Source organism: Streptomyces sp. NPDC039462 (genome assembly GCF_055639375.1).
Genome location: NZ_JBVKAO010000001.1, coordinates 418,059 through 432,671, shown reverse-complemented (window position 1 = coordinate 432,671; position 14,613 = coordinate 418,059). Strand labels below are relative to the sequence as shown.

Genomic DNA, 14,613 nt, shown 5'->3' with positions numbered 1-14,613 from the left:
GGCCGTCCAGGGGTGCGCGGACGCTTTTTGGGGCGGTGGGCGTGGGCAGGGTCCGACGCGGCCGCAGCGGGCTCGCGGACACCCTCATGGCGCCTCCAAGCGGCCAGCACAAGAAGCCCCTGACCTGCGGTTTTCACCACCCCACCCATACAATTACCCCTCGGGAAAGGGGACTTGATGGATCGCAGCATTCGCACGGTCGACGATGTGATGAGACTTCTGGACGGCCTGTTCGAGCCGGCGGCCGACCGCTGGACGGCCGACGGGGCCCGGTGGTGGGACGGCTTCTACGCGGACCGCGACAAGCCGGTGCCGTTCTTCGCGGCCAAGCCGGACGAGAACCTCGTCTCGTACGCCGAGCGGAGCCTCCTCACGCCGGGCCGCGCCCTCGACCTGGGCTGCGGCCCGGGGCGCAACGCGCTGCACCTCGCCGCCCTGGGCCACGAGGTGGATGCCGTCGACCTGTCACCCGCCGCCCTCGACTGGGCGGCGGAGCGCGCCCGCGAGGCGGGGGCCGACATCCGGTTCCACCTCGGTGACGCCTTCGCGCTCGCGGAGACCGAGCTGGCGGGACCGTACGACCTGATCTACGACTCGGGGTGCTTCCACCACCTGCCGCCGCACCGCCGCGTCAGCTACCTCGCCCTCCTGGACCGCGTCCTGGCCCCCGGTGGCCATCTCGCCCTGACCTGCTTCGCGGCCGGCGACGGGGGCATGGGATCCGAGCTGCCCGACGCGGACTTCTACCGCGATGCCCGGCTGCACGGCGGCCTCGCGTACACGCCGGACGCACTCCGCGGGATCTTCTCCGGTGCCGGCCTGACGGAGGTCGAGCTGCGCAGGATGCGGGACGAGCCGTCCGATGCGGAGCTCTTCGGTGAGCCCTTCCTCTGGACGGCCCTGTTCCGCCGCGAGCCCGGGACCGTGGCCGGGACGCGTTAAGGCCTGCCGCGGACGAGCCGCACCTTGTCGACGCCCAGCAGCCCCGATAGCGGGACCTTCGCGGTGGCCTGCCGGGGGTCGACCGTCACCCCGTCGGCGCGCAGGACGTCGAGCAGCATCCCGGCCAGCGGCATCACCATGTGCCGTCCCCAGCAGCGTTCGGAGGCGTGGCCGAAGGGCAGGTAGCCGGGGTGGTCGTCGGGGTCGAGGGCGGCCCACCGCTCGGGGCGGAACGTGTCCGGGTCGTCCCAGAGCTCCGGGTCCCGGTGGCTGAGCAGCGGCAGGAGCAGGACGTCGTCGCCGGTGCCGATGCGGTCGTCGAGGGCGGGGTACTCGGGGGACGCGTTCCGCAGGATGTTCCAGGACGGCGGCAGCAGTCGCATGGACTCGTACAGGATGTGCTCGTTCGGCGTCTCGTCGTCGAAGGGCGCCCCGAGCCAGTACGCGTTGGCGACGAGCGTGGAGACCGTGAAGCAGACGGGGGCGGCGGCACGCCGGTACAGGCCCATGGCGTAGCGGCGGTCGCTGTAGGTGGTGGCGTCCGCGGTCAGGCCCGCGATGCTGGTGACGGGTGCGCCCGGCCGGAGTCGGCGGGGCAGGGCGGCACCGGTGGCGATGACCGTCCAGGTCAGCTTGGGCGTCAGCTCCAGGGTGCGGTCCATGAGGATGCGCAGCCGGTACGGGTCGGCGCCGAGGATCAGGTCGCGCAGGTGGACGTGGCCGACGTGCGGCCACTCCCCGGTGAGGTCGAGGTTTCCCGGCACCGGCTTCTTCAGCGCCGCCCGCACGTCGCGGCCGATGGCCCGCATGACGGTGGACGCCTCGGTGCGCGGGATGGAGCGCCCGTGGAGTGGCTTGAAGGTGGGGCGTTCGCGTTCGGTGGCGGGCCGCGCGGCGAGGATCTGGTCGGTGAGGGCGGGCCCGGCGACGCCGACGGTGTCGGCGTCGAGGCGGAACACGTCCTGGCCGCGGTGGTCGCGCAGCAGGGCGTCGAGTCGCGGCGTGAAGAGGGTGGTCCGCGCGAGCCGGTCGGTACCGGATATGGCCATCGGAGATCTCCAGGAGCGGGAGGCCCGTGCCCGGCGGCCGGTTGGGGGCGGCACACCGGGCACGGGCCTCAACGGCGCATTACGTCCCTACGGGATGCGCATCCGCGCGGGATGCGCGCGGTGAGTGGCTCGAGTCGGCCTAGTACCAGTGGTACCAGGCGTAGGCCTTCAGGCTCTTCTCGCCGGTGATCTTCTTCTTGAGGGAGCGGACAACCTTCATGTGCGTACCTCCGGTCGATTCCGTCGGACCCATGCCCGAACAGGGGCGACATGGACTCGTGGAGCGTCGCGGCACCCGATCAACATCCGATAAACGGACGAGCGGGACGCGTGAGCGGGGCGTCAGCGCACCAAGAGGCCGCGCGCCCCGCCAGGTCACAGGTCGGCGAGCGCCCCGTCCACCGTGGCGAGCAGCGTCTCGCGGTCGTCCTGTACGCGGCTGAGGACGCGCAGGCCGTAGTACGTGCTCTGCACCCGGCGCGCCACGGTCCTCGCGTCGCCGGTGGACCGGATCTCGCCCGCGCGCCGCCCCTCCTCCACGACGGCGCACAGCTCGTCCTCCACCCGGTCGAAGTTGCGCCGCACCGCCTCCTTGACCTCGGGGTCGAGCCCGGCGATCTCGATGGCCGCGTTGATCGCGAAACAGCCGCGCGCGCCCGTCTCGTCGAGGTCGGCGTCGACGGCGTGGACCATCATGGCGCGCAGCCGCTCCTTCACCGGCCCCTTGCCGCCCAGGATCTCGACCTGCTCGGCGGTGGCGGTGTCGTAGTAGCGCCGAAGGGCGCGGAGGTAGAGCTGCCGCTTGCCGCCGAAGGTGTTGTAGAGGCTGGAAGGGCCGAGACCCGTGCTGTCGCACAGGTCGCGCGTCGAGGTGCCCTCGTACCCGTGGCGCCAGAACGTCTCCATGGCCGCGGTGACGACCCGGTCCTCGTTGAACTCTCGTGGTCTGGCCATGCGCCCACGGTAAAGGTTTTGGAACGTGCTTACAAAACAGGAGGGTCACCCTCCGACGGCGCCGACGGCCTCGATCTCGATCAGCCACGCCGGGTCGGCGAGCGCGGCGACCTGGACGAAGCTCTCCGCGGGAGGGGGCGTGCCGTAGAACTCCGCGCGGAGCGGGGCGAAGGCGCCCTGGTGCGCGACGTCCGTGACGAAGACCGTCAGCTTGACCAGCCGGTCGAGGCCGGAGCCCGCGTGGGTGAGGACGGTGGACAGGTTGGCGAGGGCCCGGCGCGCCTGGGCCTCGAAGTTCCCGGCGCCCACGGTGCGCCCGTGCTCGTCGACCGGGGCCTGCCCCGAGGTGAAGACGAGGTCGCCGACGCGGATGCCGAGCGAGATGCCCGCCGACTCGTACCAGTCGGGGTCGGCGGTGACGCGGACGCGCGAGGCACCGTCCCGGTGCTGCTCGGTGGTGCTCATGCTTCGGCCCTCGCGGTGTCGTGAGCGGTCACGGCCGTACGGTGCCCGGGCAGCGGTGGCCGTTCCCGCACCACCCTCTGAAGACGGGCCGCCCACAGCACGCCCGCCGATCCCGTGGCGGCCAGCGCGGCGCCGACCCAGGCCACCGAGGCGTAGCCGTGCCCGGCGTCGATGGCCATGCCGCCGAGCAGCGGGGCGACGGTGTTGCCGACGTTGAACGCGGCCGTGTTGACCGCGCCGACCAGCGTCGGCGCGCCCGGCGCGAGGCCGAACACCCGTGACTGCAGGGCCGGGTTGGTGACGTAGCCGACGAGGCCGAGCAGGAAGACCAGGACGATCACCACGGCCGTCACGTGCGCCGTCAGCGCGAGCAGCGCGGAGAAGACGGCGAGCGCGCCGAGCCCGAGACCGAGCGTGCCGAGGGGACGGGTCTGGCCGGTGCGTCCGCCGATCACGAGGCCCGCCATGCCGCCGACGCCGAACAGCGCGAGGACCGCGGGCACCCACCCCTCGGAGACCCCGCTCACCTCGGTGAGCAGCGCCCCCAGATAGCTGAAGGTGACGATGACCGCCCCGAAGGCGAAGGCGGTGATGGCGTACGAGAGCCACAGCTGCGGTCGCGCCATGGCCCGCAGTTCGGCCCGGACCGAGGGGCCGGTGTCCTCGCCGCGGCCGCCGGGGACGGCGAGCAGCGTGCCGACCAGGCTCACCGCGGTGGCCGCGGCCACCGCCCAGAACGCGGCGCGCCAGCTGGAGAACTGGCTCAGCACCGTGCCCGCGGGAACGCCCACGACGGTGGCGAGCGTGAGTCCGCCGGCGACGACGGCGACCGCCCGCGCCTTGGCGTCCGCCGGTACGAGCGCCACGGCGGTGGCCACGGCGACGCCCCAGTACCCGGCGTACGCGAGGGCGCTGACCACGCGCGTCACGAACAGGACGGTGTAGCCGGGCGCGAGGGCGCCGATGACGTGGGCCACCACGAAGGCGGCCTGCAGGGAGACGAGCGCCGTGCGGCGCGGCCAGCGGAGCGTGGCGACGGCGAGCAGGGGCGCGCCGACGACCATGCCGACCGCGAAGGCCGAGATGAGCAGTCCGGCGTCGGGGACGGAGACGCCCAAGTCGTCGGCCATGCCGGGCAACAGGCCGGACAGCATGAACTCCGAGGTTCCCTGGGTGAAGATGCCCAGCCCGACGATGTACACCGCAAGCGGCATGGCAGCGGCCCTCCCGGTCGCATGCGGCCGCCCCGCTTTTGGAGCGACTGCTTCAGAACTGACGAGTGACGACGCTAGCATGTTCTGAAACGGTTGCTTCAAAAAGGGACGGTCCACCTGACCCGCCCGCCCGGTCAGTTCACGCCGGGGTCAGCCGCCACAGCGAGGTCACCTCGGCCGCGCGGGCGGCGTGCAGCGGGTCGGTGGCGTCCGCGGCGCGCGGATGGCGCGGCGCGATATCGTGCCGCCCGGCCACCCGCAGCCCGGCCGCGTCGAAGGATGCCAACAGGTCTTCGCGCGTGCGGAGTTCGAGGTGTTCGGCCAGGTCGGACAGGATGAGCCAGCCCTCCCCCGCGGGCTCCAGATGCTCGGCGAGCCCGTTCAGGAAGCCGTGCAGCATCGCGCCGCCCGGGTCGTACACGCCCTGTTCGACGGCGGAGGTCGGCCGGGCGGGCAGCCACGGCGGATTGCACACGACGAGCGTGGCGCGGCCCGCCGGGAAGAGGCCCGTCTCGACGACCTCCACTCGCTCCTGGAGCCCGAGCCGTTCGATGTTGTCCCGCGCGCAGGCGATGGCGCGCGGGTTGATGTCGGTGGCCACCACCCGGTCGACGCCCCGGCGGGCGAGGACGGCCGCGAGCACGCCGGTGCCGGTGCCGATGTCGAACGCCGTACGCCGCGGGGACGCGCCCCGCTCGGCCGCGCCCGGCAGCGGCACCCGCGCCACCAGGTCGACGTACTCGCCCCTGACCGGGGAGAACACGCCGTAGTGCGGGTGGATCCGGTCGTCGAGAGCGGGCACGTGCACCCCCTTGGACCGCCACTCGTGGGCGCCGATCACGCCGAGGAGTTCGCGCAGGGAGACCACCATCGGCCCGTCGGGCGGTCCGTACGCCTCACGGCAGGCGGCGCGCACGTCGGGCGCCCGGCGCAGCGCCAGGCCGTGGTCACCGTCCAGGTGGACGAGCAGCATGCCGAGCACGCGGGCCCGGTGGCCGCGGGCGCGACGGTGCAGGTGGAAGGAGTCGGCGACCGTGACGCCGGGCGCCGTCGCCTTGCCCGAAGCAGCCGCCTTGCGCGGCGCGGCCGCCTTCCGGTCGACGCGGCGGCCCAGGGCGCTCAGCAGCTGCCGGGCCCCGTGGAAGTCGCCGCGCCACAGCAGAGCGGTGCCCTCGCAGACGAGCCGGTAGGCCACGTCGGCCTTCGTCCGGTCGTCGGCGACGACGACGCGGCGGGGCGCCGGAGCGCCGCTCTCGGAGTGCCAGCGGGCACTGTGCACGGGAGCGTCCGGGCCGGCGCCCGTGTCGGAGCCGGTGCGGTCGTTCTCGGTCCACTCGATGCGGGGCATCAAGGACTCCTTGTGGTCGCGGGGCGCTGGGGCACGTAGAGCGCTGCGACGCGGGAGATCTCAGGGACCTGAGGGTCTACCGGGCGTACCGACGTACCGGATGTACTGGACGTACCGGAGACGAGGATATCCCGGGCCACGACCTGAACCGGAGACCACGACCTAGACCAGATAGAGGCCGGCGAAGTTGTTCCACCCTTCCGGCACCCAGTCGTCGGTCGTGCGCGAGGGGTCGTAGTCGAGGAGCCGGGCCAGCAGCATCAGTTCGTGCCAGGCCGCGTCGGTCTCGCGGGCCCAGGCCGCACCGGCGTTCTCCACCAGGTCCAGCGCCATGGCCACGCGCAGCTCGATGGTGGCGAGTTGTTCGCGGGCGCCCTCGGGCAGCAGGTCGCCGCGCCGGTCCATCATCGAGCGCAGCTGGCCGGCGCAGTCCGCGAGGTGCCTGCGCATGGCCCGGATGTTCGTCTCGGAGGGGCGGGGCGGCACGGACTGCTCCAGGAAGAGGCCGGAGGCGAGCGTGTGCCAGTAATGCGCTTCGTGGAACAGCGGGGCGCGCTGGTCGTCGGGCACGTCGTAGAAGGCGGGAGGCGGCTCCTCGCCGTTCTTCAGCGCGTCGGCCCGGGCCTGGTCCACCCATCTCTTCGCTAACTGCCGTACGTCGTCGCGGAGTACCGGACGCATAGTGGTTCCTTCCGTCACCTTCGGGCCCCGCTCGGGGCCGCCTTCCGGGCCGTTCCGAGACTGCCTCGGTCCGTGCCCCGGTGCTGCATTGTGCGTGGCCGGAGCCCGTTGCGTGCGTCACATCGCGGAGCCCGCCGCCGGAGCGGGCGGGTCCGCCCCGGAAGATCCAGGTGTACCGCCCGCATCTCCCGCACCAGAAAGGCACCGGCACGATGAAGCTGCACACCCACGAATGGGGCACCGGCGACCGCGTGGCCCTCCTGGTCCACGGGATCATGTCGGACCACCGGACGTGGCGTCGCGTGGGCCCCGCTCTCGCCGCCGAGGGCTACCGCGTCATCGGCGTGGACCTGCGCGGGCACGGGGCGAGCGGGCGCGGCGCGTACGGCGCGGAGATCTTCGCGGACGACCTGGTCGACACCCTGCCGACCGGCGCGGAGCTCGCGCTCGGGCACTCGCTCGGCGGTCTCGCGCTCGCCCTCGCGGCCGAGCGGCTCGCGCCCGCGCGGGCCGTGTACTCCGACCCCGCGTGGGCGCTCGGCGGCGAGGACGCGGTCGATCCCGCGGTGTTCGTGGAGTTCCAGCGGGTCCCTCGCGAGGTCATAGCGAAGTTCAACCCGCGCTGGGAGGAGATCGACGTGGACATCGAGGCCGCCACCCTCGCCATGTGGGATCCGGACACCGCGCTGTCGCTGTCCGGCGCGGGCGCGGTCGACCGCACTCCGGCGGCGCCCGTCGTGCCCTCGCTCGTGCAGGTCGCCGACCCGAGCCCCGTCGTCGGGGGCCCGCTCAAGGAGGAGCTGGCGCGGCGCGGCTTCGAGGTGCGGACGGTCCGGGGCGCCGGGCACACCATGCACCGGGACGACTTCGACGCGTTCATGGCGTCGCTGGACGGCTGGATCTAGTCACCGGACGGGGCTGGATCGCGGGGGGCGGACGCCGGACGGGTGGCGGCGCGGAGCGTTGGACGCACCAACGCCCGATTTTCCCTATTTGTCAGCTTTACGGATATATCGTCACTAGGTGATCACTCTCGTACGGAGATGCGCCGCGCTCTGCGCCCTCGGCACCCTGACCGCCGTCCTCGCCGGGTGCGCCGGCGACACCGTCGCACCCGGCCGCCCGAGTCCCCCCGCCCGGCCCCCGGCGACCGCCCCGCCCACACTCGCGCCGGGCCCCTCCGGTCTCACCCCCGTCTTCACGAACGGGTCCCGGACGAGCGGCCGCACCGTCGCCCTCACCTTCGACGCCGACATGACCGCGAACCAGGGGCCCCGCGCGAAGGCCGGCGAACGGTTCGACAACCCGGAGCTGGTCGCCACGCTGCGGCGGCTGAAGGTACCCGCGACGTTCTTCATGACGGGGCGGTGGGCCGAGCAGTACCCGGCCCAGGCCAAGGACATCGGCCGCGACCCCCTCTTCGAGGTCGCCAACCACTCGTACAGCCACCACGCCTTCACCGGCAGCTGCTACGGGCTGCCCGCGGTCCCCGCCGCCCGGATGCGCGCCGACATGGAGCGCGCCTTCACCGCCTTCCGCACGGCGGGGGTCGAGCGGGCAGTGCCGTACTTCCGTTTCCCGGGCGGCTGTTACGACCGGCGGGCCCTGCGCGCGCTCGCGCCCGGCGGCGTCACCGCGGTGCAGTGGGACGTGGTCAGCGGCGACGCCTTCGCGACGGACGCCGCGGCGGTGGCCAGGCAGGTGCTGGACGGGGTGCGGCCCGGCTCGGTGGTCGTCATGCACTGCACGCGCAGCGCGGCGCCCGCGACGGAGCGCGCCCTGCGCACCATCGTCCCGGAACTGCGGGAACGCGGGTTCCGGTTCGTCCGCGTCTCGGAGCAGATCGGGACAGTGGGGGCGGCGGGGGCGCGGAGCTAGGCTGGTCCGCATGGCGGATGAGGACCACTGCGGCGCGGACAGTGCGGTGGGCCCGGCGCCGGACGAGCCGCGCGCCGAGTGCGTGCTGTGCCGCGAGCCCACCGAGTATCCGGAGTCCCGCAAGGGCGTCACGCTCTGCCCGGCGTGCGAGTGGCAGGAGGCGCAACGGTCGGCCTGCTCCGGCTGAGGGGGTAAGAGGGTGCCCCCAGCAGAGAGGGTGCCCCCGGGCAGAGAGGGTGCCCCCGCTCACCCCCGCCGCGAACACAGCGCGCACGCCGCCCACACCGCCCCCGCCGCCACGGCGAGCGCCCCCGCCGTCGCGCCCAGCGGCAGCGGCACCGTGCCCTCCCGCGAACCCGTCGTCAGAGCGGTGAGAGCCGACTTCGCCGGGGAGCCCGTGGTGACGAGGAGGAGCAGCGACCCGAGCAGCATCGCGGGGACGGCCCGCCCGGCGGAACGCAGCAGCGGCCGGTTCGCGAGTGCTCCGAGCGCGGTGCCGAGCGACGCGCAGACCAGCATCGCGAGGAGGCCCGCCATGCCGGCGGGGAGCCGTGGCACCGGCAGCCGCGCATTGGTGCTCACCGCGTCGCTGACGGCCGTCACGACGAGCGTCGCCACGCCTCCGAGGGCGGCCGACGCGAGGAACGCGGCGAGCAGCGAGGCGAGGTGGGCCCGCCCCGGCCCCGCGGCCGCCGCGGAGCAACTGCGGGCCGCGGGCGGCTCGTTGGTCACGCAGATCCGTACCAGCCAGGCCGCCACGGGCAGCAGCACCCCGGCCGCGTACGCGAGCGATTCCAGGACGGGCTGCCCGCCCTGCACGCCGACGGCGAGGAACACGGCGTACAGGATGACGGGCGGCAGCCAGCGCTGCGAGCGCACGAGCAGGGCGGTCTGATAGCGCAGCAGAGCGGGCAGCGGGGACAGCGCGGACCGCGTGGACGCCGAGGACATCACAGTTCCTCTCCGCCGCGCGCCGCCGTCGTCGTCGCCGTCTCCCCGGCCCTCACCGTCACCACGTGCCACGGCGGCCGTGCCGTCAGGAGCTCCCGCAGGACCCGGTCCGAGTGCGGTCCCGGGACCACGAGGCGCGTGATGCCGTCGGAGGCCCCGGGGCCCGCCGCCACGACCGCCTCCGCCACGACCGCCTCCCCCACGGCCGCTTCCGCCACGGGCTCCGGGAGCTCCACGCCCTGGGGCCCCTGCACCTCGATGAGGACCGTCGGCCCCTGCCACTGCGCCGAAGTCGCTTCGGGCGTACGGCGGTTCAGACCGGAACCGACCACCGCGTACGTCTCGTCCGCCGCCCCCGCGAGCCTCCGCGGATCGTGGTCGACGAAGACCACCGCACCGCCCGCCGCCGTGCGGTCGGCGACCGCGCGATCGAGTTCGGCGCGGGCCGGGGCGTCCAGGCCGGTCCACGCCTCGTCGAGGACCAGCAGGCCGGGCTCGGCCAGCAGGGCCTGCGCCACGGCGACCTTCTGGCTGCTGCCCTTGGACAGCTCCGAGAGCGGCGTACGCGCGTACCCGGCGGCGCCGAAGCGCTCCAGCCACTCCGTCGCGCGCCGCCGCGCCGCGGTGCGCCCGAGGCCGTGGACGCGGCCCATGTGCGTGAGGTAGCCCACCGCGGTGAACGGCAGGGCGGCCGGGAAGCGTTCGGGCACGAACGCCGTGCGCGGCCGCCCGGTCACCCGGCCCTCGGAGGGCGCGTCGATGCCGGCGAGCAGCCTCAACAGGGTTGATTTCCCCGTGCCGTTGGCCCCTTCGATCCGCACCAGGGCCCCGGCCCGTATGCCGAGGTCGACACCGCGCAGCACCCACGCGCCGCCCACGCCGTAGCGGCGGCCCACCCCGTGGAGCCGCACCGCGAGATCCTGTTCCATGCGGGCCATCCTCGCGCACGCTGGCAGACTGGTGGCCGTGACCAGCGACGAGACGACCATGCCCGACGTGCGGGACAGCCCCTTCCGCCACGAGAGCACCTCGCGCGACGAGGCCCCGCAGTACGTGCTGCCCCTCGTCGCCCGTATCGAGCGCGCCGCTCCCCCGGCCCGCACCGACGCCCTGGAGACCGCGGCCCGCGCCGTCCTCGTGATGCTGAGCGACGAGCGGTCCCTCGGCGACGGCGAGTGGGCGCAGGCGATGCGCGACTGGCAGGACGCCCGCATCCGCAAGGTGGTGCGCAGGGCGCGCGGCGCCGAGTGGCGCAGGGCGGAGGCGCTGCCCGGCATCACGGTCACCGGCAAGTCGGCGGAGGTCCGGGTCTTCCCGCCGGTCCCCCTGGACGGCTGGCCCAAGGAGCTGGCGCGGCTCCAGGTGTCGGGCACGGACCTGGACGACCCGGAGCCCCCGGCCGGCGCCGACCCGGCGCACCCGGTCCTGTGGATGAGCCCCGAGGTCGACATGTCGGCGGGCAAGGCGATGGCACAGGCGGGCCACGGCGCACAGCTGGCCTGGTGGGAGCTGCCGGCCGAGGAGCGCACGGCCTGGCGCGAGGCGGGCTTCCCGCTCTCCGTCCGCACCCCGGAGGCCGGGCACTGGCGCACCCTGACGACGAGCGGCCTCCCGGTGGTCCGCGACGCGGGCTTCACCGAGATCGCCCCGGGCTCCTGCACGGTGGTGGCCGACCACCCGGCCCTGCGCCGCTGACGCCCACGCCGTCGACGCCCGCCCGGGAGGACGGTTCCGCGCCGGAGGACGACTCCGCCCGGGAGGACAACTCCGCCCCGTCCGACATCTCGCGCGGTTGAACGCCCCGCCCGTATCTTCCGTACTCCCCGGTATCACCGGCGACACGGGAGCACCTCGGGAGGCACCTTGCGGCGCGTCAACGGCACGGCTCTGATCATCGCGGCACTCGTCGCCACACTGGGCGCGATCGCGTTCCCGGTGTGGTCGTACGCCGACCGTTCCAGTACCGGGCCCGCCAATCTGGCCGCCGGGTCCGTGGCGACCCAGTGGGGGCCGCTCTCCGCGGCCGACCGGGATCTGCTCGTGAAGGTGCGGCTCGCCGGGCTGTGGGAGATACCCGCGGGGCAGCAGGCCGTCGAGCGCGCGCCGACCAAGGCGATCAAGGAGGCGGGCGACCACCTGATCGTCGGGCACACCGACCTCGACCAGCGGGCCAGGACCGTCGCCGCGCAGCTCGGCGTGGAGCTGCCCAACCAGCCGACCGAGCAGCAGCAGGGGTGGCTGGCGGAGCTCACCGCGGCGAGCGGCGAGACGTACCAGCGGAAGTTCGCGAACCTGCTGCGCGTCGCGCACGGGAAGGTCTTCAGCGTCGTCGCGCAGGTGCGGGACAGCACCCGCAACTCGCTGATCCGGCAGCTCGCCACGGACGCCAACCAGACCGTCCTCGACCACATCACGATGCTGGAGGCCACCGGGCTCGTCGACTTCGACGGGATCGCGAACGGCGCCGCGTCGACCGCGACCGCCAGCCCCACCGGGCCGCCCCCGCCCTCCGGGGCAGCGCCCCCCGAGCCCGCGCCCGCCGGACCGAGCGGCGACGTCTCCACCACGTCCCGCCCCTCGCCCGCGCCGCCCGGCCAGGTCAACACCGATCGGCCGGAACCTCAAATGTAGCTCTGAACGTCTTCACCCGAGGGTTCACCCGCTCCCGGCAGGGTCATGACCTGGGGACGCAGGGGGACGAAGGGGGAGCGACATGGAGCGTGTGGCGGAGCGGAGGCGGCTCGGGACCGGGATCGGCTGGCGGCCCGAGATCGCGGACGCCGTGGAGGCGATGCCCGGCATCGACTGGGTCGAGGCCGTCGCGGAGAACGTCTGTCCGGGGCATCTGCCGGACTCCTTGGTGCGGCTGCGCGAGCGCGGCGTGACCGTCGTGCCGCACGGCGTCTCGCTCGGCCTCGGCGGCGCGGAACGCCCCGACGAGGGGCGCCTCACCGCGCTCGCCGAACGGGCCGTGGCGCTCGGCTCGCCGCTGGTCACCGAGCACATCGCGTACGTGCGCGCCGGTGGCGCCCTCACCGCCACGCAGCCGCTGGAGGCCGGGCACCTGCTGCCGGTGCCGCGCACCCGCGACGCGCTCGACGTCCTCTGTGAGAACGTCCGCATCGCGCAGGACGCGCTGCCCGTGCCGCTCGCCGTGGAGAACATCGCGGCGCTCGTCGCGTGGCCCGGCGAGGAGCTGACGGAGGGACAGTTCCTGTACGAGCTGGTCGAGCGCACGGGCGTACGGCTCCTCATCGACGTCGCCAACCTCCACACGAACCACGTCAACCGCGGCGAGGACCCGGCCAAGGCCCTCGACGAACTGCCCGTCGAGGCCATCGCGTACGTCCACGTGGCGGGCGGCTTCGAGCGGGACGGCGTCTGGCACGACAGCCACGCGCACCCGGTGCCCGAGCCCGTCCTCGCGATCCTCGCCGACCTCGCGTCCCGCGTCTCCCCGCCCGGCGTCCTCCTGGAGCGGGACGAGAACTTCCCCGAACCGGCCGAGCTGGAGAGGGAGTTGGACGCCATCCGGGCGACCGTGAAGGCGTCCGGCGAGCTGCCCGCCGAGGACCCGGCCGACCGCCGCGCGGTCCCGCCCGCCGCCCCGGCCGCCCGGCAGCGCACCGCCGTCGCCCAGGCCGCCCTGCTCTCCGCGCTCGTCGCGGGCACCCCGGCGCCCGAGGGCTTCGACCACGCGCGCCTGAAGGTGCAGAGCCACGCGCTGGCCGCCAAGCGGGCCGACGTCGTCGCGAAGGTCGCGCCGGAACTGCCGGAGATCCTCGGCACCGCGTACCGCGCCGAGTTCCTCGCGTACGCCAGGGCCCGGCCCATGACCGGCGGCTACCGTCACGACGCGCTGAACTTCGCCGAGCACCTGCTGCTCGCCGGGCGCCCCGACGGCGCGGACGCGGCCGTCCGGCGGCGGCTGAGCGACTGGTGGCTCGAGCGGTCGGGTCCGGCGCCGCTGTCGCGGCGGCCCGCCGCACGGCTGCTGCACGCCACCCGCCGCGTCCTGCAGAGGCGGTGACGTCATGAGCATCATCGTCACGGTGTACACGGTCGTCGTCTCGCTCGCCGCCGCCGAGCTGATCCGGGGCGTGGTGGCGGCCCGCCGCACCAGGTCCCCGCACGCGGCGCGGCAGCCGCTCGACGCCGAGCACGGCGTATTCGTCCGGGGCACCCTGGAGGCCGCGTTCCTCTCCGGCGGGCCCGCCCGCGCCGCGGACTCGCTGATCGCGGGCCTGCACGAGGACGGCCGCCTAGTCGTCGCAGGACCCGGCGTCGTCGGCATCAGCCGCCCGGCCGCCAGGAACGCGGGCGAACAGGCGGTCATCGACGCCCACACCGCGGCGCCCAGCGGGGCGCTGCACTGGCTGCGGGTGGCGGTGATGCGGAGCGCGCCGGTGCAGGAGACGGGCGAAGCGCTCGCGCGGCGCGGTCTCCTCGTGCGGCCGGGGCGGCAGCGGAAGTGGCGGCGCTGGGCCGGGGCGCAGATCTTCCTGACCTTCTTCGGGTTCATGGTGTGTGCCGTCCTGACCGTGGTGAGGTTCGCGAACAGCTATCTGGAGCCGGGCAGCGCCGACACTCCGCTCCCCGACATCCTGGCGCTGCTGCCCGCCGCCGCCTTCGGCATGGTCAGCGGCCTCGTCTGCCTCGCGGTCACGTCGAAGCAGCTCACCGTCGCGGGGCGGTACGCGCTGCGGGGGTACGTCGCCTCGTCGGGCCACCTCACGGGCGCGGCACACCTGGTGGCCACGCGCGGCCTCGCTGTGGCCCACCCCGATCTGCGGGACCAGCTGATCGCCGCCGCCCGCGTCCGGGTCCCGGCGATGGCTCCCGCCGGCCCGCACCCGACCCCGTACACGAACGCGAGCGCGTGGAGCGCGGGGAGCGGCACGTCCGTGTGGTGCGGGTCGGGCAGCAGCGGCGGGGGTGGCGGTTTCTGCTGCTCGGGCGGTGGCGGTGGTGGGGGCGGCGGGTCGTCCTGTTCCGGCGGCGGAGGCTCGTCCTGCTCCGGCGGGGGCGGCGGTTCGTCCTGCAGCAGTGGCGGTGGCTCGTCCTGCGGCGGTGGGGGCGGCGGCTCCTCGTGCGGCGGGGGCGGGGGCGGGTCATGTTGAGCAGCCCGCGC

The 14,613-nt window shown here is 74.3% G+C and carries 17 protein-coding genes; 8 read left to right on the top strand and 9 right to left on the bottom strand.

Annotation, left to right across the window (positions count from 1 at the left end; genetic code table 11):
* Positions 1-177 precede the first annotated feature (177 nt).
* Complete coding sequence (locus ACZ7LU_RS01745; RefSeq protein ID WP_471915345.1) at positions 178-942, top strand: class I SAM-dependent methyltransferase; 765 nt, start codon at positions 178-180, stop codon at positions 940-942.
* On the opposite strand, the gene ACZ7LU_RS01740 is transcribed toward ACZ7LU_RS01745, so the two are convergent.
* The 7 genes from ACZ7LU_RS01740 to ACZ7LU_RS01710 form a co-directional block, all read right to left on the bottom strand.
* Positions 939-1,991 (bottom strand): cytochrome P450, encoded by a 1,053-nt coding sequence (locus ACZ7LU_RS01740; RefSeq protein WP_471915344.1) that lies wholly within the window; start codon positions 1,989-1,991, stop codon positions 939-941. The genes ACZ7LU_RS01745 and ACZ7LU_RS01740 overlap by 4 nt on opposite strands.
* A 139-nt stretch (positions 1,992-2,130) precedes the next feature.
* Positions 2,131-2,244: a tryptorubin family RiPP precursor gene (locus tag ACZ7LU_RS01735; RefSeq protein WP_398305779.1), complete on the bottom strand. Its 114-nt coding sequence runs from the start codon at positions 2,242-2,244 to the stop codon at positions 2,131-2,133.
* A 122-nt stretch (positions 2,245-2,366) separates the two neighbouring features.
* Positions 2,367-2,945 carry a TetR/AcrR family transcriptional regulator gene (locus tag ACZ7LU_RS01730; RefSeq protein ID WP_468085297.1) on the bottom strand — a complete coding sequence of 193 codons (579 nt, stop codon included), beginning with the start codon at positions 2,943-2,945 and terminating at the stop codon, positions 2,367-2,369.
* Positions 2,946-2,990: 45 nt separating this feature from the next.
* Positions 2,991-3,410 carry a RidA family protein gene (locus ACZ7LU_RS01725; RefSeq protein ID WP_471915343.1) on the bottom strand — a complete coding sequence of 140 codons (420 nt, stop codon included), beginning with the start codon at positions 3,408-3,410 and terminating at the stop codon, positions 2,991-2,993.
* Entirely contained in the window at positions 3,407-4,624 is a 1,218-nt protein-coding gene (locus ACZ7LU_RS01720; RefSeq protein ID WP_471915342.1) for a Cmx/CmrA family chloramphenicol efflux MFS transporter, read from the bottom strand. Before ACZ7LU_RS01720 ends, ACZ7LU_RS01725 begins: the two co-directional genes overlap by 4 nt.
* A gap of 139 nt (positions 4,625-4,763) precedes the next feature.
* Positions 4,764-5,972, bottom strand: a complete 1,209-nt coding sequence (locus tag ACZ7LU_RS01715; RefSeq protein WP_471915341.1) for a methyltransferase — start codon at positions 5,970-5,972, stop codon at positions 4,764-4,766.
* 162 nt (positions 5,973-6,134) lie between these two features.
* Positions 6,135-6,605, bottom strand: a complete 471-nt coding sequence (locus ACZ7LU_RS01710) for a hypothetical protein (RefSeq protein ID WP_468085293.1) — start codon at positions 6,603-6,605, stop codon at positions 6,135-6,137.
* Positions 6,606-6,865: 260 nt separating this feature from the next.
* Here ACZ7LU_RS01710 and ACZ7LU_RS01705 point away from each other — a divergent pair, with 260 nt between their 5' ends.
* From ACZ7LU_RS01705 to ACZ7LU_RS01695, 3 genes are all read left to right on the top strand, one after another.
* Positions 6,866-7,558, top strand: coding sequence for an alpha/beta fold hydrolase (locus ACZ7LU_RS01705; protein WP_471915340.1), 693 nt, complete (start codon positions 6,866-6,868; stop codon positions 7,556-7,558).
* 118 nt (positions 7,559-7,676) lie between these two features.
* Entirely contained in the window at positions 7,677-8,531 is an 855-nt protein-coding gene (locus ACZ7LU_RS01700; RefSeq protein ID WP_471915339.1) for a polysaccharide deacetylase family protein, read from the top strand.
* 10 nt (positions 8,532-8,541) lie between these two features.
* Positions 8,542-8,718: a hypothetical protein gene (locus ACZ7LU_RS01695; RefSeq protein WP_468713215.1), complete on the top strand. Its 177-nt coding sequence runs from the start codon at positions 8,542-8,544 to the stop codon at positions 8,716-8,718.
* A gap of 59 nt (positions 8,719-8,777) precedes the next feature.
* Here ACZ7LU_RS01695 and ACZ7LU_RS01690 read toward each other — a convergent pair whose 3' ends face one another.
* Complete coding sequence (locus ACZ7LU_RS01690) at positions 8,778-9,446, bottom strand: ABC transporter (protein WP_471916453.1); 669 nt, start codon at positions 9,444-9,446, stop codon at positions 8,778-8,780.
* Positions 9,447-9,481: 35 nt separating this feature from the next.
* Positions 9,482-10,411: an ABC transporter ATP-binding protein gene (locus tag ACZ7LU_RS01685; protein ID WP_471915338.1), complete on the bottom strand. Its 930-nt coding sequence runs from the start codon at positions 10,409-10,411 to the stop codon at positions 9,482-9,484.
* Positions 10,412-10,469: 58 nt separating this feature from the next.
* Between ACZ7LU_RS01685 and ACZ7LU_RS01680 the strand changes: the two genes are divergently transcribed.
* The 4 genes from ACZ7LU_RS01680 to ACZ7LU_RS01665 all read left to right on the top strand — a co-directional run bounded on the left by ACZ7LU_RS01680 (position 10,470) and on the right by ACZ7LU_RS01665 (position 14,602).
* Positions 10,470-11,177 carry a peptidyl-tRNA hydrolase gene (locus tag ACZ7LU_RS01680; RefSeq protein ID WP_468085685.1) on the top strand — a complete coding sequence of 236 codons (708 nt, stop codon included), beginning with the start codon at positions 10,470-10,472 and terminating at the stop codon, positions 11,175-11,177.
* 168 nt (positions 11,178-11,345) lie between these two features.
* On the top strand, positions 11,346-12,113 hold the full coding sequence (locus ACZ7LU_RS01675) for a DUF4142 domain-containing protein (protein ID WP_398305746.1): 768 nt from the start codon (positions 11,346-11,348) through the stop codon (positions 12,111-12,113).
* An 82-nt stretch (positions 12,114-12,195) separates the two neighbouring features.
* Positions 12,196-13,512, top strand: coding sequence for an MbnB/TglH/ChrH family RiPP precursor modification enzyme (locus tag ACZ7LU_RS01670; RefSeq protein ID WP_471915337.1), 1,317 nt, complete (start codon positions 12,196-12,198; stop codon positions 13,510-13,512).
* Between the two features lie 4 nt (positions 13,513-13,516).
* Positions 13,517-14,602, top strand: coding sequence for a TIGR04222 domain-containing membrane protein (locus ACZ7LU_RS01665; RefSeq protein WP_471915336.1), 1,086 nt, complete (start codon positions 13,517-13,519; stop codon positions 14,600-14,602).
* Positions 14,603-14,613: the final 11 nt, after the last annotated feature.